Raw genomic sequence first — 20269 nt, forward strand, 5'->3', positions numbered from 1 at the left:
ACGATACACCTGCGATTAGGACTTGCTCACCTTGTTTAAGGCCATCTTTGATGACCACGCGATCTTTATACACGGTCCCCACATCGACAAAACGTTTCTTAACACGATTATCACTGGTTACGATCCAAACAAACTGCTTACCTTGGTTGTCAGGAACCAATGCGGTTAACGGTATCGTCACTAAACTTTCACCACTTTGCGACTCATTAGTAGCGGGAAATACTCGAACCGACATACCCGGCAATACACGATACCCTTTGAGATCATCAAATCCTAACACGACCGAATAGGTTTGGGTGTTAGCGTCTGCTTGAGTCGAGTATGTGCGTAAAGACAAGTCAAACTGCTGCTCTGGAACAGCGGCAAGCTCAGCAATGGCTCGCGTGTTTCTTACACCAGACAACATAACTTTATGAGGAATATCAATAACGACTTCAAGTTCGGAGACATCCTGAAGAGTAAATAGTGGCTGATTCGCTTGAATTTGCCCGAAGTTTTCAATCTTCTTATCGCCAATCACGCCATCAAAAGGAGCAAATATTTGCGTATACTCAACCTTACGCTGCGCTTCTTGAACTCTGTTTTTAGCAAGGTTGTAGCGTGTTGTTATGGAATCAAGTTCCGCTTTTGATATCGCTTGTGTTTTCTCAAAAATGGCTTTTGCGCGTTCGTATTCTTGTCTGGTGTTTTTTAACTCTAACGTGGCCGAAGCTAGGGCATTTTTTGCATCCCTATCATCTAGAGTCGCCAATAACTCACCCTTTTTGACACTGTCACCCTCATTGACTTTAATATTTGTCAATAGACCACTAATGCGAAATGCCAGATCAGCACGTTGAGATGCCCTAACGACGCCATTAAACACCAAATCAGAGGCACGCTGCGGTGCAACCACTTCTACAAGAGCGGGTTTAATTACCGGATTTTCTGCCTGTGTCCTCGCTGGTTCACTGCAACCGGTCAAAAAGAAGCTGGAAGCAATCATACTGCTTAAAACAGTGCGCTTTAACTTGGTCGGAATTTTTGATTGAAAGAGCATATCATAACCTTTTTATTCAATTAATTGGATACACAACTACAACTATTGTATTTCGATGATAATGCACAAGACACGGTTATTAAAGTAAAACCAAGTCGCCCCATGCTAGCCCATCAGAATTGCAGAAAGTGAGAGCAAATAAAAATTAACAACATGAACATGGGTACTGGTATTGAGTAGAAGAAGTTTGTGCGTATTCTTTCGTGATCGAAATGCTCTCCACATTATAATAGTGGGCATCTTACCTGACATTGCGAGACATAAAGAACGTGATACGCCTATATCGTTATCTGCTAAAGCCTTTGCGACCGACAGCGGTACAGATATAGGAGGTGGAGAAAGCGTTGCATGGATACTAACTCATTCTCGCTTCAGCAAAACTTCTTGCTGTTAAGCGAGTGTCACAAAATAAAGGTAGTAAAACGCCAGGAATAGATGGTGTAATCTGGAATACAAATGCGCGCCGTATAAAACTAATATTACACATTTCTAGGGAGCTCTGTGGAGAACGATGACAATCTAAGAGCGAAACCTTTCATTTCCCTCCCTATTAAATACCACTACACATCTAAACACTGCTGTATAACACCTGCGATTAAACACAAAAAGAGTATCTACTCGCAATTCATTCCCTTAGGTTATAAGTTTATGTTTATGTTTATGTTTATGTTTATGTTTATGTTTATGTTTATGTTTATAAAATATTTTACACATAAGGAACCAGACGCAAATAAACATGTCTATTAAGGCGGTTCATTAATCAGGTAAATTTATGTCTATTAAGTTAACAAAAATAGTGTTCCCTTTTCTATTACTGTCGGGGACACCAGTACACAGCTCAGAAACAACCAACGTTACACTTATAGGAAACTCGATTCATTACACTGGCACGTTAAGCTCCGAAGCAAACAACGCTATAGTAGAAATCTATGCCAATGCGACAGTGAAGCCAACCAATCTTGTGATCTCGAGTGATGGCGGCGATGTGGAGCTGGGAATGGCATTAGGTGAATGGATTTTTGCAAATAAAATAGATATTGAAGTAAATGACTATTGCCTTTCCTCTTGTGCAAACTACGTATTTACCGCAGGCAAGAACAAATATATATCAAACAAAGCAATTATCGGTTTTCACGGAGGCTTAAGCAGTCAGGAGTTTGATACATCAGAAATTGAGATGTCATTTCAGGACTTACCTAAAAGACAAAGGGAAAAAGAAATTCAAAAAGTCTTACATGAAATGCAAACGTATATTGACAAAACTAAGGAAAAAGAAGATTCGTTCTTCAAAAAAATCAAAGTAAAACAAGAAATAACAACCCTTGGACAATCTCCTCGCTACGATAGCTTTTCCGATTCGGACTATTCAGGTTGGACCTATAATCCAAACGATTATTCTAAACTTGGAGTGAAAAACGTTTTCGTTAAACAGCCACCTTGGAAACTCGAACAACTCAAACAGTTTGGGCAAATTTTCGTAGTAGAAGTCGAATAAAACTTCTGTATGCACTCCATGATACCACGGGGTGCCCATATAGTGTTTGAAGTTCCAAGGTAGGGATGCATTGATACCAGGATCAGCTTTCGCTAATTACTTCATGCACTTGACCATATAGCCGTAAAGGATAAGACTTCTGTATCGACGATACTGTAAAGCATCGCGCTCGCATCATTACCATTTAAGTTTTCGAGAACAGCCAATTATTCTACCAATGACCAGTGGTTTAATTGCGTGCTCAGCAGGATTATATTCTATTGGTAAGTGGCCATCATTGATGTAGCGAATAAGCTTCGGCCATTGCACAAGCGTATACTTAATCGCCTTACCTAATAGACTAGAGCTTATCAATTGCAGGATCGTCATCCGTTCGTCTAACTCCTCCAGTATCGGCATGGTGTGCACTTGACGCTCAGAATGGGGTTCATGAGAGCAAGTCAATAAGTTCAACCAGGTAGGTTGCTGGCGTTCCTTGGGGAATATCCAGCTCAAAAAATGCCAATGTAGACATGAACTCGATTCGGATTCCTCGATAAGCACTGCCACTCTTGATTAGTCGTATTTATGGTTTGAGGCTTGAACTTATTATTTGTGCTAGATGATAATGCAGGGTTTATGACGCGCTTACCAATGAGCACCATTATGGTCCGTATTCAATCCAAGTTTTACTGCCCAATTCCTAATAATTGATCGATAGAAAGATTAGCGAATAGGTTAGTCTTTCCTGCGACAACCGTGCTGGATATTGGTTACTAAACGGAACACCCCAAAATATGCACATGGCGATCCTTATATTCAATATAACTTAACAGCTTAGTCGATAAGTGTAGGCGTTAACACTACATCTATGTCCAAAGTTACAAAGTGGCCTTTCGTAACTTCATCAACCTTCCTTATTATTTTATTTACCTTATATAAGACAGCACCTACAGGGAGCACCATAAACTCACCAACAGACGGAATATCTTTGCTTTCTGCTTTCGTCATTATTAGCAAAGGTTCGCTTAAAGTAGTATCCCATTCATTCTGTAAACCCTCATCTAACTTGTAAAAGTTTATATTCATAATATACCTTAAGTCTAATATTAACCCAAAGAAACTATAGATAATTAATCTACCTTTAAAATATTAATATCATGAATTTAGGAGAAAGCAACCCCGTAATACATCACGGAGATTAATAGCGAACAATATGCGAAGAACGGATAACTTTTAGTATTGCAAAAGCCCTTACACAGAGTGTTAATGGAGCACTTCTGAGTTACGAAGTGCCAACTGTGAAACTTCTGGACATAATCGAGTGAGAATCAATTGAGCATGAAATCGTAAGACGTTATTTACAACTCTACGATACATCAATAAAAAGAAACAAAATAATGCAGCGTTCGCAGTGCGAACATCAATCCCACTTCACCAAAGACTAACCACGTTTGAATCTGTTTCCTCTGCTCTAGATAACTTGCTTTCCCATAACTCCAAAGCATAACGCTTCTCAGCCAAATATTCGTATCTATCGTAATGTTTTGAGCTAACGTCGTTTAGAGCATGGTTTTGTAGCCTGTCTCTCAATGCCTTACTTACCCCAATCTCTCCCATCAATGTTTTACAGGTTCGACGTAAATCCCTAGGGATAAAATACTCAAATTGCGGGTGATCATCTCTATAACGAGCAATGACTTGGCTCAATGAATCTAAGCGAACGTGGTCATTGTCATCTTTATGATGCGGGAAAATAAATGGACTAGCTGAGTTGCTTTCTCTGAGCCTTTCTAAGATAGACATCGCTGATTCAGTTAAAGGGACCAAGTGGCTACGCTTGTTTTTCGAAAGGTCCGGAGTGACAAGTAACGTTCGTTCATCCCAATTGATTGCCGTCCATTTTGATGCTGCAATCTCATAAGGTCTTTGTCCACCAGTATGAATACAAAGAAGAATAAGGCATCGCATCATTTCTGAGGATCGAACTCCTTCTATATCAAACTCAATATCATGCATAAACTGATGTAATTCCGTGAACGTTAGATAGCGCTCCCCTACTCGTTCTGCATCTTTTTGTTTTGGTATAGAAGATACTGGATTAAAGACGAGACCAAACTTAGCGTCTCTCAAGTAATTCGCAGGATCATTGTCATGTGAAAGGCCATAATTAAATGCGGCATGAAGGTAGCTTCTGACTCGATTGCTTTGTGTAGCGGCACCACGTTGTATCATGTGAGCTAATATCGTAACGATATTAGACGTCGTCACATCACAAGCCTTTGTTTCTTTGGAGATAAATGGATAAACCTCTTTCTCCAGTGACCGATAAACGTTTTGATAAGTCCGCTTCCCCTCTTTTTTCATTTGGTTTACATAACTTTGAAACAGCAACTCTAAGCTTCCCTTGCTCTCCTCCTCTATTCGAGCTACTTCACGCTTTTTCTCTGCGTTGGCTAATTCAAATTTAGGATCGAGTCCCTGCTTTAACATTAAGCCCAGTTTATGCGCCTCCTTCCGCGCATCAACAAGACTGAGCGCCGGAAATCGCCCTAACTGAATAAAGAGGCGTTTACCCTCGCGGTAGTAGCGAAAGACAAACCCTTTATTTCCACTAGCAAACACTTTCACTCCAAGACGTCCAGCGCCTTTAGTTCGGTCATCATCCCAAACGTAATACGCATTACTTTTAGGCTTTAAACCCACAATTTCTTTTTGCGTAATTGCCATAACAGTTCCTTTGTTGCGCAACTACACCCAGAGTTAAATTGGGTGTAGTTGTGGGTGTAGTTAGGAGGTCTCTTAATGACAGTTTGTGAGATATCACAAGATAAGGCAAGCTAAATAACCCATCAATTATCAATAATTTAAATACAATTTGAGATAACATGGAATTTGATAAAACAAATATTATCACGACTCATAATCGATTGGTCCGCAGTTCAAGTCTGCGAGGGGCCACCAAATTTCGAAAGGCGTAGCAGGTTAGTACCTACTACGCTTTTTTGTGTCTGCTGACTTTGGGTACAGTTGTGGGTGTAGTAATTCGTTGCTCATATCCTCAACAACTTCAAACTTATCATCTTCCTCGATTCTACCCTCTCTTTCTTTTCGCTTATTACCAAGTTTTCTATATAGTCGTGGAAACAAAATGTCTGCTCGCTATTTAAACCATTGACCCTTTTTCGACTTCTGATAGGATGGACATGTAAACGTATGGACGTCTAAAATAAAAATGGAGTTACAATGAAAAGTATTCGTCACCAAAAGAAACTAGCTTTGGTTCTCACGGCAGTAGTTGGCTTAAGCGCTTGTGGAGAAAAAGATGACTCTGTCATTAAAGTGGGAGCAACCGTAGGGCCTCATGCTCAAGTAGTTGAAGCAGTAGCGAAGGAAGCTGCGAAGCAAGGCTTGAATGTAGAAGTCATCGAGTTTTCTGATTACGTGACACCCAATGCCGCGCTTAGCGATGGTAGCATCGACATTAACAGCTATCAGCACCAACCATTTTTAGACAACTTCAACAATAGTCATGACGCCCAATTAGTGTCGATTGGTCAATCCATTCTGATGCGCATGGGACTTTATTCTAACAAGTATCGCTCATTGCAAGAGCTTCCAAACAATGCACGCATAGCAATTCCAAACGATCCAACTAATGGTGGTCGTGGTCTATTGCTACTCGCCGACGCAGGTTTAATTGAGCTTAAACAAGGAGTTGGACACAAAGCCGCCCTAACTGATATTACAAAAAATGCAAAGTCGTTTGAATTTGTCGAGGTAGATGCCGCCCAGTTACCACGAACATTGGATGATGTAGACGCGGCTGCGATCACAATGAACTACGTAATGTCTTCTGGTTTAGACCCGAAGAAACAAAGTATCTATCTTGAAGCAAAAGACGCACCGCTGGCCGTCATGGTCATCGCTACTCGTGACGCAGACAAAAATAATGAAGCGTATAAAAAGTTCGTTTCTATTTACCAATCTCAAGCAATTCGTGATTACCTCGATCGTACGTTCAAAGGCACAATAGAAGCAGCTTTTTAATCAATAAAGCAACGAATACTTTGCTCACTAATCAGATAGGAAAGAGGCTGATGTTTCTCATAGCCTCTTCTTTTCATTACTCACTAAATCGACTCATTGTCGACTTTCAGCCTCTAATCTCATTGCTAAATAAGCTTGGTCCGCAGAAAGCAATTCAGGGCGGTTAATCAACTTCCAGAGGAAGTATGGTGGGATTAAAAATACGATGAAGTAGAGAGATTCATGGAAGAAAACATCGGCTATCGTTTGCTGATGCTCCCAAAGTGCCGTCAGTGCAAAGAGCTCTAACATCACGCCTAATACGCCAAAGACGACAGAGACAACAATCGCTAAACCCAGTAGTTCTCTAATAAAGTGCTTGTATGCCATGATACTAATTCCTTCTAGCAATAAGTCATACTAACTTACGCTCATAAGAAACAAGCCAGCTTGACTATCATCAAACTCCCCTCATCACAGTTAAGAACTTAGTTTTATAAAAAAGGACTTGTATATAGCGCCATTGAAGATTGACCTCTCTATCACAATACAATGACATCATTTCTCGACTTTGAGACTAGCCTTTACATTTATCAGCAGTGTAAACAAGAGGTCATAATGAAAAAATATACCTACCCTTTACTTGCCATCTCAGGCGGTCTTTTATTGACGGGCTGTGGTAGCGACGACTCTTCATCCGATACAGAAGCAGCCACTTTTTCTCTCAGCGTTTCCGATGCGCCTGTCGACGATGCCAACAAAGTCGTCTTAGCGTTTAAAGATGTTGTCCTTGTACCATTTGACCCAGAAACTGGCGAACAAACTGGAGAACATATTCTGTTAGATGTTAGTGACAATGGAACACTACACCAAGTTGATCTAATGGAATATCAGGGAAGTAACGCTAAAACGATCATTAGCGAGCAAGACATCGCTCCTGGTGATTATGCTATGTGTGTGTACGCTAAAGACGGCAAACAATTAAACGATACAACGCTGTCATACGTAGAGAAGACAGACGGCAACATCAAAGGCTTAGTTGTGCCTAGCCGAGGCAGCTGTTTTGGTTTTAAACCAGATACGAGCGATCAAGGTCGCTTGAAGTTTTCGCAAAAAGGTCAGTATGTAAAAGTTCATACTGGTCATAATAGCTATGTTGTCGAGTTTGATTTGCGTAAAGGTCTGGCAGATCCAACGGGCAAAGATTACATGAACATGAACTCTAATGCGGTAAGCTTAGTAAACGCATCAGAATCAGGTCATATCGGTGGTGAAGTCAGTGAAATTCAGTATCAAGCGTGTGAAGCAGACAGTGCAGCATCAAATGCAATAAATGACGTTCCTGCCGTTCACTCAGTCTATCTTTACGCAGGTTCGATGGATCGCTCAACCATGGGCGATATGGGCGCGATGGAACCACTCCAAGTGCCAGTTGCAGTAGCTAACGTGAATGAATCGCAAGACGAAGAAGGTAATACAACCTACAGCTACGAGTTTGGTTACATTGGCTCAGGCACCTACAGTATTGGGTACACCTGTACCGCGTATGTTGATACACCAGATAACCATGAAACATCAGAAGATGGCTTCCTGATTTATCAACATTACACACCTGTTGATGTGGTCGAAGGTGAGCATACAGAGCAAGATATTAATCCTATCCTATAGCTCTCGTCTTATCGAAAGCCGCTCACACGAAGAGCGGCTTTTTGACTATTATTTTAATCCGATAAGTAATACTGAACGGTTGAGACCACTCGTACTTTCTTAATGTAAGGCGTGTTGCTATCTCGGTCATAAATCGAGAACTGCCCTTGCGTGGCACGTTTGATCTTACCCAGTGAACTCTGTGAGTCTTTGGCAAACTTTTGCGCCACTTCGCGGGCGTTTTTGGTCGCCTCTTCAATCATGTCTGGCTTTACATCATTTAGCTTAGTAAAGCTGTACTCAATGCGGTTCGCGTACGGGTCCTGATTCAGCAGTACGCCTTGTTTTCCTAGCTCACCAATCTCATTAATTGCCGCTCGAACCACATCGACACTTTGACTATAAACCGTAACGGTCCGCGAGGCTAAATAACGAAACTCGATATCTTGCTCACTCCCGTATTGCTGTGCTTTTCGGTCAATGACAGCAGGAGAAGAAAGGGAAACGCTCGTTTCAGGGAGCCCTTTGGCACTTAAGAAATCCAGAATCAAACGCGTTTGCTGATCGATGTCATCAAACATAGCCCCCATATCATTACTCGCTAAGGTGAACTGAATTGGCCAGATCACTGTATCGGCAGAGTACTCTCGTTCAGACAATCCCTTCACCGTTACCACTCGTTCATAGGCTTTGTATTTGACTGCCGTTTGCTGAATAAAAAAGCCCAATACTCCTAAACCAATTATCAGACACAGCCCGAGCCATATTGACGCTTTATTGGAAATCTTCTCCATTCATCCTCCTAATTTCGCCAAAAGTAACAATTCGTCGTATCGATAACATAGCTCAACTATGGCCAGAAAATGGCGACCTAAAGCCAAGTTTTTGTCATGTCGTTCGAAATGGTGAATAGAATAAATTACAATTGAACAGTGTTTTATTGTGGTTTTTAAGATTATGTTGAAAATAAAATGGCTGGTAGTTCTGAGCGGATTATTTGTCTCAACGGCTTGTTTGAGTATTGACGACTTAGTAATGGATGACAACTCAACACAAGCCCCCCAAGCGGGTATATGCGATGAAGATCAATGCGAAGGGAAAAGCTTTGATGGTCGAATTCTGCTAGATAATGAGCCGACCAAACAGGTCTTGAGCTCACTAGAAAGTCTCAGTGAAACGCTCAACTCTCTGAGTATCCTGATGTTTGCTGGCGACAAAACATAACGCTAAAGCTGTCCTATCCTCTTCGCCTTTGGTCAACAAAGCTTCACCAGTTTGTCACCAAAGGCTCATGGATTTGCCTCTGAACTGTCATCTGTAATTTCTACTATCCGATCAGCCACTTGTACGCTGAGGTAAATATGGATAGTTCGACCCCTTTTCGTCTCCCTCGTAAAACGCCGTTTGGCATTGGTGAAAACGTTGCAGAATGGGCAACAGGTTTAAGTCAGCTCGATAAATTCTACGCCCAACGCCCCGTGAATGCGGATACCAAAACTTTCTTGCGATTTACGCTGGATATTTTGGGGATCGACTATCGCATTGCCCATGGTTCGCTCGACGCAGTGCCAAAGCAAGGCGCAACCGTCATTGTGGCGAATCACCCTCTCGGTTGTGTTGAAGGCGTGATTCTCGCCGAGCTACTATTGATGATACGAGACGATATCCAAATTTTAGCGAATCAGTACCTAAAAACCGTACCAGAGCTCGACCAACTTTTTATTGGTGTCGACGTATTCGAAGGCAAAGACGCCGTCAAATCGAATATGAAGGCCCTCAGAGCAGCCAACAAACACCTTGCGAATGGCGGCTTGTTATTGGTTTTCCCTGCGGGTGAAGTGTCGCAGTTGGTGGATGCCAAACAACAGCGTTTAGAAGACAAAGAATGGAGCCGCAGTGTCAGTGCGTTAATTCGTAAGAACAAAGCCGCCACTGTTCCCGTCTTCATTCGTGGGCAGAACTCAAAACGCTTCTACATGGCAGGTAAAATCCACCCTCTTTTACGCACCTTGATGTTGGGAAGAGAGCTGCTCAACAAGAGCGCAAAAACCATTGAGTTGTCCTTTGGGCAAGCAATCAAGTTTAAAGAACTCAATAACCTCAATGATGATCAGATCGTCAATTATCTGAGGCTTAACACCTACCTGCTTAACCGCGATGTAAGTGCCACTCAGCAAACGGTCTCAGACAATGATCTCTTACCTATTGCAGCAGGGTTACCCATAGGCCAATTGCTTGAAGAGCTGCACAGCTTACCGACAGAAACCCAATTGCTTCAAAGTGGCGAGTTCGACGTATATTGCGCCAGCGCGCAGCAGATCCCATCTCTCCTGCATGAAATTGGCCGCTTGCGAGAACATAATTTCCGTCAAGTTGGCGAAGGGACCGGGCAAGCGATAGACATCGATCATTTCGATCATGATTACCTGCACCTATTTGTGTGGGATCGTGAGAACCAATGCATGGTAGGTGCTTACCGTCTTGGATTAGTTGATCAATTATTGGCGAAATATGGCGTAGAAGGATTGTATTCGCGCACCTTGTTCAACTATGACCAACGCTTTCTCGATCAAATGGGTAAGTCGATTGAAATGGGTCGTTCTGTGATTGCCGAGCAATATCAAAAAAGCATGAGTGCCCTACTCTTACTCTGGAAAGGCATAGCGACTTTTGTCCATCAACATCCCGAATACACGCACTTATTTGGCCCAGTGAGCATCAGCAACGATTACAGCCATACCGCGCGTCAGTTGCTGGCACAATCGATGACCCTACACCACTACGACAACGACTGCGCCGAATACGTCACTCCGTCAAACCCACTGCCAGAAACCAACTTAAACTGGAATACCAGCATGCTAACCGCATTGGGAGATTTACAGTTGCTATCTCGCGTGATCGCTCGAATTGACGAAGGCAAAGGCGTTCCGGTATTACTGCGCCAATATTTGAGTTTGAATGGTAAGTTGGTGTGTTTTAACGTCGATCCGGCGTTTAACAACGCACTGGATGGATTGATTATGGTGGATTTACGCGATGTGCCTGAGAAAACGCTTGCACGTTACATGGGCAGTGGAAACGCGCGCGAGTATTTAGCTATGAACAATTAACCGTCGTCTACAAACGTAGGAGGTATCGCGCTGCTCAAAATCGCTCTAAACAACACAACGCGAGCAGCGTGATGCGTTATTTACCCATAAGACATTAAAAACAAAGTGTTTAGTTAAACTCATCGCAAAAAGGCCAGTCATCTCAAGCTTTAATCCACAAAACGCCAACATCGCACAAACGTTCACGTTATAAACTTTCACAAAACCTCAAAATGGTCATAGATCACATTTTTAATCAAACCTGACGTCAAACAAAATGTGATATTGATCATCTCGAGCATTTAATTTGAATTGAAAAAGAAATTAAAGGTGATCTTAATCACAATGAATTTTGATTTTATATTTGTCAGAAGATCGAATTGATCACTAATATTTTTATTGACAGATTTGAAAGTCATTTTTTGTTATTAAGTTACATATCAATTAATTGATCATCATCACTTAAAAAATGCTTTTCATCCGAAGAAATGCGGGGGTTGATCACGAAAAACCCGTCGTCAGTTCCAATTGGAAAATGTGTGGTAAATTGATTGGGTACTAAGCAATCAAACAAGCGGTTTTGGCGAACCGTTTACGACAACATATTCATCAGAACATCGAACGGGGAATTGTTATGATATCACCAGATGCCAAGATCAAGATACAAAATTTTGGTCGTTTTCTGTCAAACATGGTAATGCCTAACATCGGCGCGTTTATCGCGTGGGGCTTTATCACTGCTCTATTTATCCCAACCGGATGGCTACCAAATGAGACGTTAGCTTCCATGGTTGGTCCTATGATCACTTACTTGCTGCCACTACTGATCGGTTACACCGGTGGTAAATTAGTGGGCGGCGATCGCGGCGCGGTCGTTGGTGCAATCACTACCATGGGTGTGATTGTCGGTACCGACATCCCAATGTTTATGGGTGCAATGATGGTCGGCCCAATGGGCGGCTGGGCAATCAAAAAATTCGATAACTACATCGACGGTAAAGTAAAAAGCGGCTTCGAGATGTTGGTGAACAACTTCTCTGCGGGCATCATTGGTATGCTGTGCGCCATTTTGGCTTTCTTCCTTATCGGTCCATTTGTCAAAGTGCTTTCAGGCGCATTGGCAGCAGGCGTAAACTTCCTTGTTTCAGCGCACCTTCTGCCACTGACTTCTATTTTTGTTGAGCCAGCGAAGATCCTGTTCCTAAACAACGCAATCAACCACGGCATCTTCTCTCCACTGGGTATTCAGCAAGCGTCTGAAACTGGTCAATCGATCTTCTTCTTGATCGAAGCGAACCCAGGTCCTGGTCTAGGTATCCTGTTAGCTTACATGGTGTTTGGTAAAGGTACGGCTCGTCAAACGGCAGGTGGTGCATCAATCATCCACTTCTTCGGCGGTATCCACGAGATTTACTTCCCATACATCCTAATGAACCCTCGCCTAATCCTTGCGGCTATCGCAGGCGGTATGACTGGCGTATTCGTTCTAACTATGTTTAACGCAGGTATCGTTTCTCCAGCATCACCAGGTTCAATCTTTGCAATCTTGTTGATGACTCAGAAAGGTTCAATCGTTGGTGTTCTAGCGTCTATCGCAGCCGCAACAGGTGTGTCATTCGCCGTAGCAGCACTGCTAATGAAGACACAAACGTCAACAGAAGAAGACGGTGATGAAGCAGCACTAGAAAAAGCAACATCACAAATGAAAGACATGAAATCTGCATCTAAAAACGATGCGGTGGTAAACAGCCAAAGCAAAGGTGACGTAGACCTAGCGACAGTACAAAGCATCATTGTCGCTTGTGATGCGGGCATGGGCTCTAGCGCAATGGGCGCGAGCATGCTACGCAAAAAGGTTCAAGACGCAGGTCTGAACATCCACGTAACCAACCTTGCCATTAACAGCTTACCAGAGAGTGCAGATATCGTGATTACTCATAAAGACTTAACGGATCGTGCACGTAAGCATGCTCCAAACGCACACCACATTTCATTGACGAACTTCCTAGACAGCGAAATGTATAACCAGCTAGTCACCAAGTTACTGGCAGCACAAAACCAATCCGCAGCCAATGACGACCAAATGGTGAAAGTGTCAGTCATGGCGGCGAACGACGACTGCTTTGAGCCACAGCAGCCATCGGTTTTCCAAATCCAGCGTGAGAACATTCACCTAGGTTTGAAAGCAGCCAACAAAGAAGAAGCCATTCGCTTTGCAGGCAACAAATTGGTTGAACTTGGCTACGCAGAACCAGAATACGTAGACGCGATGTTTGAGCGTGAAGCGTTGGTTCCAACTTACCTTGGCGAGTCTATCGCGGTTCCTCATGGCACCGTAGAAGCGAAAGACCGCGTGAAGAAAACAGGCATTGTAATCTGCCAATACCCATCGGGTATCCAATTTACTGAAGATGACGACGATGTCGCGAAACTGGTTATCGGCATTGCCGCTAAGAACGATGAGCACATCCAGGTGATCACCACCATTACGAACGCGCTCGATGAGCCGGAAGCAATTGAGAAGCTAACCAGCACCAACGATGTGGAAGAGATTCTGAACATCCTTGGCGGTCAACAAGCGGCTTAATTACTCCTTTAATTTGCTCCTGAGGCAAACGAGGTCAGCTGTCACCCCCTATGCGGTTGGCCTCACCCTAGTTTCGTAACTCAACATTTTCAGATATTGGTAGGTAAGAATTATGAAAAACGCAGTTCATTTTGGTGCAGGTAACATCGGTCGTGGTTTCATCGGTAAACTCTTAGCAGACGCAGAAGTCGAGGTCACTTTCGCTGACGTTGATGCGCCGTTGGTAGACCAGCTCAGCCACAAACAAGAATACAAAGTGAAAGTGGTCGGTACTGAGTGTCAAATCGACACCGTTACCCACGTCACAGCGGTAAACTCAGCCAGTGATGACGTGATTGATCGCATAGTCAAAACCGATTTAGTTACCACAGCGGTCGGTCCAAACGTATTGGATATCATCGCGAAAACCATCGCGAAAGGCATCGCCAAACGTTTTGAAGCAGGCAATGACGCGCCACTTAACATCATCGCCTGTGAAAATATGGTGCGTGGTACCACACACCTAAAAGGTGAGGTGTACAAACACTTGGATGAATCACTGCACGCAAAGGCAGACGAGTTGGTTGGCTTTGTTGATTCAGCGGTAGACCGCATCGTGCCACCAGCAGAAGCCGCCAACGATGATCCACTAGAAGTTACGGTAGAAAGCTTTAGTGAATGGATTGTGGATGAGCAACAGTTCAAAGGCGACATCCCAAATATTGCTGGCATGGAAAAAACCAACAACCTAATGGCCTTTGTCGAACGTAAGCTGTTCACCCTAAACACAGGTCACTGCATTACCGCTTATTTAGGTTGTTTGAAAGGGCACCGTACCATTCGTGAAGCAATTGAAGACCCAAGCATTCATGCCGAAGTAAAACAAGCAATGCACGAAAGTGGTGAAGTGCTGATCAAACGTTACGGCTTCGACCGTGAGATGCACAATGCCTACATCGAAAAGATTCTAGGACGCTTCGCCAACCCATATTTAGTGGATGAAGTGGATCGCGTTGGACGCCAGCCAATCCGTAAATTGGGTGCAAATGATAGATTAGTGAAGCCATTACTCGGTACAATCGAGTATGGCACTGAAAATCAAACACTTTTGAAAGGGATCGCGGCGGCGTTGAAATACACCAACGACACCGATCCGCAAGCGGTTGAGCTACAGACCTCATTAAAAGAGGTTGGCGTGACAAAAACGCTAGCAACCTACACTGGCCTGGCTGAAGACAGTGTTGAAGTGGCTCAAATCGAAGTGATTTACCACCAGCTTTAATCGAATCAAGGGGAGCTCTGCTCCCCATAAATATAATTTTAAACAGTTACTCAGTATATGGCAGATAACATCAACGAAACCGAGATCATTGAACGATTAAACAGCGCGCCATCGGTACGAGGCTTTTTTATTGCAGCAGTCGATGTGTTCAACGATTCCATCGACGGGCTAATACAAAGGATCTTTCGTAAAGATAACTTCGCCGTGCAATCGGTTGTTGGTCCCCTACTGCAAGACTCCGGACCGCTGGGCGATCTCTCTGTTCGTTTGAAACTCCTATTTGGCTTAGGCGTCCTCCCAGACGATATTTATCATGATATTGAAGACATCATTAAGCTTAAAAACCGACTCAATAGCGATGCATCCGACTACGAGTTCACTGATCCAAATATTCTAGAGCCAATCAAAAAGCTGCACCTGGTAAAGAAAATGGGCATGGTGCAATTAGAAGTCAACGAACCTGATGACGACATCGACCTTGAGTTTTATCAACTCCAACTTCAACGCCAGCAACAAATAATAAAATCAGGTCTCTCGCTCGCCATTGTCGAGATCTGTAACGAACTGGGCAAAGACAGCCCTTTTTAACCCAACCTCCGGCAAGGAACGCCTTCTCTACTAGCCTCTTTTCTTTGCGTATCCTTTCTGTATGACGTGCGTGAAAGCCATCACAGTCCATATTCGTATGTCTCTGTAATATCAGACCAATCTATCGCTGGTATTGAAACGGTATGGCATGCTTTCAATCGAAGACACTAAAACCAAATGGGCGTTTTTCCAGAAACACCATTGGGTATCTCCAGAATTTTCCCGCAGTTCCGTACTTGAGTCGTGGGAGCGTTGCATAAAGCAATGCAGCCCTTATACCTGGTCAAAACCACATATTGCCTCTGGCTTTACCTTCTCATCTCTGATGAAACGCAACGAGCACCTCATCGAATGCGCCACGACCGTACTTGAAGACACTTACGACATGCTAGGAGACGAAGACCTGCTATTGATGGTGACTGACGGCAACGGCTGCGTTCTTTCCGTTGTGGGACATGACTCAATGCAACAAGAGATGCAGGTACTCGGCATTAAACAAGGCTGTTTTCTATCTGAAGGAAAAATTGGCACAAATGCGGTCAATCTTTGTATTAGTACTCATATCCCGTGTGAAGTATTCGCAGCAGAACATTTCAATCGCCACTTACATTCTTATGCCTCTGTAGCAGCACCTGTTTTCGACCAATTTGGCAAGTTACGCGGCACAACATGCCTTCTCAAAAAAGCAGAGAGCTATAAGAAAGAAAACTTGGTCATCATCGCGTCGAGCGCGAAAGAAGTCAGTTTGCAAATCCATATTCAGTCGGAACAAGAAAACATTAACCGCCTCACTTGTGCGCACAACGCAACGTTAGAATGCATGGATGATGGCCTTCTGGCCTGGGATGAAGAAAGCCGTATCACGATGGTAAATCATCAATCAGAGCGCTTGTTAAACATTGAAGCCAGTCAGGTCTTGGATAAAGAAGTCTTTTCTGTTTTACGCTTCCCGCCAAATGTCCTCAATAGTATTGAGTCGGGTGCAAGCATCAACCGAAAACTCACAACGGTAGAGGTTCGTGGAGAGTTTGTTGAGGCAATCATTACCTTGCGTCCACTCAACGACGGCACACACTTATTGTTTTTGCACCCTATCGATAAAATTCGCGAACTTGCTCAACAACAAATAGGTGGCAGTGCGCGCTATACGTTCAGTACTTTGCCTGTTATTTCACGAAAAATGAAGCATGTCATTACCGTGGCAAAACGGGCCATAAAGTCCAAATCACCGATTCTAATTACAGGTGAAGAAGGTGTAGGAAAAGCCACTCTCGCCATGGCGATTCATAACGAAAGCACCTACAAAGAAGGGCCATTCATTACGCTCAACTGTCGCTCTATCAATACAGAGCAACTCGTCAAAGAAACCCTAGGCTACGACGAAGGACAAGGCATGCCTTCTAAGTTTGAACTCGCCCATGGCGGTACGCTCTTTTTAGAGAAGGTGGAATATCTGTCACCCGATTTACAAGCCGTGTTACTTAAGTTGTTAAAAACTGGGCTCGTCAGCCGCAGCGACAGTTTGCGATTGATCCCCGTAGACTTTCAACTTATTACGAGCACCGCTTCAGAGATCAGCGAGTATGTCACTCAGCGCTCATTTGGTCGGCAACTTTATTATGAAATCTCCTCGAACGAGCTGCATATTCCGCCACTACGAAAGCGTAAAGAAGACATTGAATTTCTCGTCCAGCAGCTTATCAGCCATTATGAACGCCGCCACAATGTGACGATCTCGATAGAGCCAGTCGCACTGGAAGCGTTGATGAATTTTCGTTGGTCAGGCAACAACTCTGAATTAAGAAACCGAACTGAGCGAATTTTGCTGAACCGCAGTTCCAACTTAATCAAGCTGAACGATATTCCTGAAGACATTAAACTGAATTCTCGCCATACCGCAGAAAATACGCCAGTAATCACGTTAGAAGAAGCCGAGAGAAGAGCTATCGTTCAGGCTTGGAATCAGTGTGATGGCAAAATGCATGATATGGCGAAAGCATTGCAAATTGGCCGCACGACCTTATGGAGAAAAATTAATAAGTTTGGGCTGCAGGAGCAAATGAAGCTGTATTAAGCCAAGAAGTGGCGTTCCTATAACAAAAGTAAAACCGGCGTAAGCACGCCGGTACACATGTACTAACGATAAGGTATCGATTAAACATCAACAGACAACTGACGAATCTGCGCTTTTAGTCCCGGTAGCAGACTAGAACTGGCGCTGAATTTTCGTAACCCCACGCGAAGCAATGTTTCTGTAGCATTTGGATCGCCAGCCATCTCACCACACATACTGACCGGTATGCCCGCGCGATCGCCTGCTGCACACGTGAGTTCAATGGCTTTTAGTACCGATGGTTCAAAGTAGTTCACCAATTCGGCAACGGCGGCGTTGCCTCGATCAGCTGCCATAACATATTGAGTCAAATCATTGGTGCCAATAGAGAAAAAGTCGACTTCTTGGGCTAACGCATCTGCATTTAATACCGCGGCGGGTACCTCAATCATAATACCAACAGGCAAATGAGTCGCATCCAAGCCGAGTTGGGTTGCTTGATGTGCCAACAGCGCTTTTACTTTTCTCACTTCTTCAACCTGAGCCACCATCGGTATCATCAATTGAATATTCGGTTGCTCGTGAAAAGCTCTCAGAATGGCTCGAAGTTGGGCGGTAAACAATGACTCATGTTGAAGGCACAACCGCACCCCTCTCAAACCTAAAAATGGATTATCTTCCGATGGCATAGGGTAAGCGGCTAAAGGCTTATCACCGCCAACATCTAGACTACGAATCGTAAGTGGCTTATCGCCAAGTGCGGCAGCAATATCACGATACACTTGATATTGCGCTTCCTCAGTCGGCAACTCATCACTGTTTTGAAATAGAAACTCAGTCCGGAATAGACCAACGCCCTCAGCTCCTGATGTTAGTGCATCACCAATATCTTTCGGTCCACCAATATTGGCGAATACTGGAATATGGACACCATCACAGGTGACTGCGGCTTGCTGAGCACTCGCTAGCGCACTTTGTCGGGTGCTTTGCCACTCAATTTGTTGCGCTTCTAATTCCTGTTGTATGGCATCTGAAGGAGAGAACCATAAATGCCCTCGAAAGCCATCAATAGTCACCACTTGCCCAGCACGCACAGCATCAAGACAGCCCTGAGCTTTAACGATGGCAGGAATCCCCATCGCACGAGCAAGAATCGCACTGTGAGAGGTTTTCCCTCCTTCACTCAAACAGATACCAAGCACTTTCGATTTATTAAGCCCGGCCACATCAGAAGGCATCAGGTCGCGGGCCAACAAAATACTCGGTTCCTGAATGTCGATGGCATTAGGCGTTACACCTGTCATTTCAACCATAACCTGGCGTGCGATATCATGCACATCAGCTTCGCGTTCCCGCATGTACTGACTTTCAGCCTGGCGAAACTCGTCGGCTAGCGTTTGCAGTGATTCTATCCAAGCTTGCTCGGCTATCATGCCCGTTTGAATTCGCGACTCGACCGATGCCCATAATTCTGGGTCACTGAGCATCATGCTATGAGCAGAAAATATTTCCCCTTTCGGCTGCTTCGCTTGCTCCTGCAAATGTTGAACAACCACGCCTATCGCACGCTTAACCCGTTCAATTTCATCTTGTTCACTTTGGAAATCACGTTCAGGCACTGCTGGCATTTCATGAGTAAAAAGGACAACTGGAGCAGTAGCGATACCGTCATTGACTCGAATACCAACAACAGCACCTTCAATCTGATTTGGGACCATGTCATCGAGCAAAGTATCCGTGCTCTCTTCAGATTCAATAATGCCTTGCTCAACCGTCTCTTTTTCTCCGAAGTGCTCACTAGCTAAGGCTTCAAATGCCTTGATTGCTTCACTGGATTGAGAGCCGAGTGCGCACAGCGTGATCGTCTCTTGGCTACGAACACCAAGTTTCGCAATGCTGTTTAAGCTTTTCGCGTTCACACGGCGCTCGCCTTTTTTCAACCATAATTGGCAGTCAAAAGGCGCGAGTGCACCAACAATGGCCGCAGCGGGACGAGCATGTAATCCATGCGGATTTTGCACTACCCAATCAAATGTCCGCTCTTGCTCAAAGTTCTCTGATACTGGCGCTATCTCAGCGGATGTTAGTGGCTGATCACCAAGGTGCTCTCGTTTTACGCTTAACGCATTCTGTGCCTCTTCGACTACCGTCGATAAAGGTAATCCGGCGGCAGCAGCCACCGACGCCGCCATGGTTCCTTCAACAATAGGGGCCGAGATAAGGGTGACATTTTCCCTCACATGATCATCAATCAGATCCAGAGCCATTTCCGTGCTAAGCAACGCGCTGCCAAGATCCATCAATACAACAACCCCTTGTTGATCTTGTACCTGCTCAATCGCTTCCATCACGGCTATGGCATCGGTTCCGATCGGGTTCTCTGGATCATCAATCCCCGCGGCAATCGCAAGCTTGGCTTTGCCTTGCGTCATTTGGGTGGCAAGTTCGGCCACCCCTTCAGCAAGGCGACGACTATGAGATACAACAACAATTCCCACCATC

15 protein-coding genes and 2 pseudogenes are annotated in these 20269 nt (G+C 44.1%); 10 read left to right on the plus strand and 7 right to left on the minus strand.

Going from position 1 to position 20269, the window contains the following annotated elements; all coding sequences use genetic code 11:
• The coding region (locus D8S93_RS08520; RefSeq protein ID WP_152812800.1) for an efflux RND transporter periplasmic adaptor subunit at positions 1-1039 on the minus strand (1039 nt) is incomplete at its 3' end.
• 328 nt (positions 1040-1367) lie between these two features.
• Here D8S93_RS08520 and D8S93_RS25010 point away from each other — a divergent pair.
• Both D8S93_RS25010 and D8S93_RS08530 read left to right on the plus strand, forming a co-directional pair.
• Positions 1368-1536, plus strand: a pseudogene (locus D8S93_RS25010) (reverse transcriptase N-terminal domain-containing protein); the annotation flags it as partial.
• A 275-nt stretch (positions 1537-1811) separates the two neighbouring features.
• Positions 1812-2534: an ATP-dependent Clp protease proteolytic subunit gene (locus D8S93_RS08530; protein WP_152812802.1), complete on the plus strand. Its 723-nt coding sequence runs from the start codon at positions 1812-1814 to the stop codon at positions 2532-2534.
• A gap of 96 nt (positions 2535-2630) precedes the next feature.
• Here D8S93_RS08530 and D8S93_RS08535 read toward each other — a convergent pair.
• The 3 genes and pseudogenes from D8S93_RS08535 to D8S93_RS08550 form a co-directional block, all read right to left on the minus strand.
• A pseudogene (locus D8S93_RS08535) lies at positions 2631-2957 on the minus strand (IS66 family transposase); the annotation flags it as partial.
• Positions 2958-3350: 393 nt separating this feature from the next.
• A complete protein-coding gene (locus tag D8S93_RS08545) occupies positions 3351-3602 on the minus strand; it encodes a hypothetical protein (RefSeq protein WP_140118289.1) in 252 nt (83 codons plus the stop codon).
• A 345-nt stretch (positions 3603-3947) separates the two neighbouring features.
• Complete coding sequence (locus tag D8S93_RS08550; RefSeq protein ID WP_152812804.1) at positions 3948-5243, minus strand: tyrosine-type recombinase/integrase; 1296 nt, start codon at positions 5241-5243, stop codon at positions 3948-3950.
• 516 nt (positions 5244-5759) lie between these two features.
• On the opposite strand from D8S93_RS08550, the gene D8S93_RS08555 reads away from it, so the two are divergent.
• Entirely contained in the window at positions 5760-6563 is an 804-nt protein-coding gene (locus D8S93_RS08555) for a MetQ/NlpA family ABC transporter substrate-binding protein (protein WP_152812806.1), read from the plus strand.
• Positions 6564-6656: 93 nt separating this feature from the next.
• Here D8S93_RS08555 and D8S93_RS08560 read toward each other — a convergent pair whose 3' ends face one another.
• Positions 6657-6932 carry a D-fructose-6-phosphate amidotransferase gene (locus D8S93_RS08560; RefSeq protein WP_152812808.1) on the minus strand — a complete coding sequence of 92 codons (276 nt, stop codon included), beginning with the start codon at positions 6930-6932 and terminating at the stop codon, positions 6657-6659.
• A gap of 228 nt (positions 6933-7160) precedes the next feature.
• Between D8S93_RS08560 and D8S93_RS08565 the strand changes: the two genes are divergently transcribed.
• Entirely contained in the window at positions 7161-8210 is a 1050-nt protein-coding gene (locus D8S93_RS08565; RefSeq protein ID WP_152812810.1) for a DUF4382 domain-containing protein, read from the plus strand.
• 53 nt (positions 8211-8263) lie between these two features.
• On the opposite strand, the gene D8S93_RS08570 is transcribed toward D8S93_RS08565, so the two are convergent.
• On the minus strand, positions 8264-8983 hold the full coding sequence (locus D8S93_RS08570) for an SIMPL domain-containing protein (protein WP_005392213.1): 720 nt from the start codon (positions 8981-8983) through the stop codon (positions 8264-8266).
• Positions 8984-9146: 163 nt separating this feature from the next.
• On the opposite strand from D8S93_RS08570, the gene D8S93_RS24830 reads away from it, so the two are divergent.
• The 6 genes from D8S93_RS24830 to dhaR all read left to right on the plus strand — a co-directional run bounded on the left by D8S93_RS24830 (position 9147) and on the right by dhaR (position 17788).
• On the plus strand, positions 9147-9413 hold the full coding sequence (locus D8S93_RS24830; RefSeq protein WP_193621592.1) for a hypothetical protein: 267 nt from the start codon (positions 9147-9149) through the stop codon (positions 9411-9413).
• 137 nt (positions 9414-9550) lie between these two features.
• Positions 9551-11299, plus strand: coding sequence for a lysophospholipid acyltransferase family protein (locus D8S93_RS08580; protein WP_152812812.1), 1749 nt, complete (start codon positions 9551-9553; stop codon positions 11297-11299).
• Positions 11300-11912: 613 nt separating this feature from the next.
• Positions 11913-13865 (plus strand): PTS mannitol transporter subunit IICBA, encoded by a 1953-nt coding sequence (locus D8S93_RS08585; RefSeq protein ID WP_006742749.1) that lies wholly within the window; start codon positions 11913-11915, stop codon positions 13863-13865.
• A 112-nt stretch (positions 13866-13977) separates the two neighbouring features.
• Positions 13978-15126: a mannitol-1-phosphate 5-dehydrogenase gene (locus D8S93_RS08590; protein ID WP_152812814.1), complete on the plus strand. Its 1149-nt coding sequence runs from the start codon at positions 13978-13980 to the stop codon at positions 15124-15126.
• A 57-nt stretch (positions 15127-15183) separates the two neighbouring features.
• Positions 15184-15714: an MltR family transcriptional regulator gene (locus tag D8S93_RS08595; RefSeq protein WP_012841150.1), complete on the plus strand. Its 531-nt coding sequence runs from the start codon at positions 15184-15186 to the stop codon at positions 15712-15714.
• A gap of 148 nt (positions 15715-15862) precedes the next feature.
• Positions 15863-17788: a dihydroxyacetone kinase operon transcriptional regulator DhaR gene (gene dhaR / locus D8S93_RS08600; RefSeq protein ID WP_152812816.1), complete on the plus strand. Its 1926-nt coding sequence runs from the start codon at positions 15863-15865 to the stop codon at positions 17786-17788.
• Between the two features lie 80 nt (positions 17789-17868).
• On the opposite strand, the gene ptsP is transcribed toward dhaR, so the two are convergent.
• Positions 17869-20268 carry a phosphoenolpyruvate--protein phosphotransferase gene (gene ptsP, locus D8S93_RS08605; RefSeq protein ID WP_152812818.1) on the minus strand — a complete coding sequence of 800 codons (2400 nt, stop codon included), beginning with the start codon at positions 20266-20268 and terminating at the stop codon, positions 17869-17871.
• Between the last annotated feature and the right edge of the window lies 1 nt (position 20269).

The sequence above is a fragment of the Vibrio sp. VGrn 2 genome (assembly GCF_009361695.1).
Taxonomy (GTDB): Bacteria; Pseudomonadota; Gammaproteobacteria; order Enterobacterales; family Vibrionaceae; genus Vibrio; species Vibrio diabolicus.

Bases quoted from the DNA above. Each gene is read 5' to 3' on its own strand.
- D8S93_RS08590 (WP_152812814.1), top strand. From the start codon at position 13,978: ATGAAAAACGCAGTTCATTTTGGTGCAGGTAACATCGGTCGTGGTTTC.
- D8S93_RS08560 (WP_152812808.1), bottom strand. From the start codon at position 6,932: ATGGCATACAAGCACTTTATTAGAGAACTACTGGGTTTAGCGATTGTT.
- D8S93_RS08530 (WP_152812802.1), top strand. From the start codon at position 1,812: ATGTCTATTAAGTTAACAAAAATAGTGTTCCCTTTTCTATTACTGTCG.
- ptsP (WP_152812818.1), bottom strand. From the start codon at position 20,268: ATGGTGGGAATTGTTGTTGTATCTCATAGTCGTCGCCTTGCTGAAGGG.
- D8S93_RS08595 (WP_012841150.1), top strand. From the start codon at position 15,184: ATGGCAGATAACATCAACGAAACCGAGATCATTGAACGATTAAACAGC.
- D8S93_RS08580 (WP_152812812.1), top strand. From the start codon at position 9,551: ATGGATAGTTCGACCCCTTTTCGTCTCCCTCGTAAAACGCCGTTTGGC.
- D8S93_RS08550 (WP_152812804.1), bottom strand. From the start codon at position 5,243: ATGGCAATTACGCAAAAAGAAATTGTGGGTTTAAAGCCTAAAAGTAAT.
- D8S93_RS08545 (WP_140118289.1), bottom strand. From the start codon at position 3,602: ATGAATATAAACTTTTACAAGTTAGATGAGGGTTTACAGAATGAATGG.
- D8S93_RS08555 (WP_152812806.1), top strand. From the start codon at position 5,760: ATGAAAAGTATTCGTCACCAAAAGAAACTAGCTTTGGTTCTCACGGCA.
- D8S93_RS24830 (WP_193621592.1), top strand. From the start codon at position 9,147: ATGTTGAAAATAAAATGGCTGGTAGTTCTGAGCGGATTATTTGTCTCA.
- D8S93_RS08585 (WP_006742749.1), top strand. From the start codon at position 11,913: ATGATATCACCAGATGCCAAGATCAAGATACAAAATTTTGGTCGTTTT.
- D8S93_RS08565 (WP_152812810.1), top strand. From the start codon at position 7,161: ATGAAAAAATATACCTACCCTTTACTTGCCATCTCAGGCGGTCTTTTA.
- dhaR (WP_152812816.1), top strand. From the start codon at position 15,863: ATGCTTTCAATCGAAGACACTAAAACCAAATGGGCGTTTTTCCAGAAA.
- D8S93_RS08570 (WP_005392213.1), bottom strand. From the start codon at position 8,983: ATGGAGAAGATTTCCAATAAAGCGTCAATATGGCTCGGGCTGTGTCTG.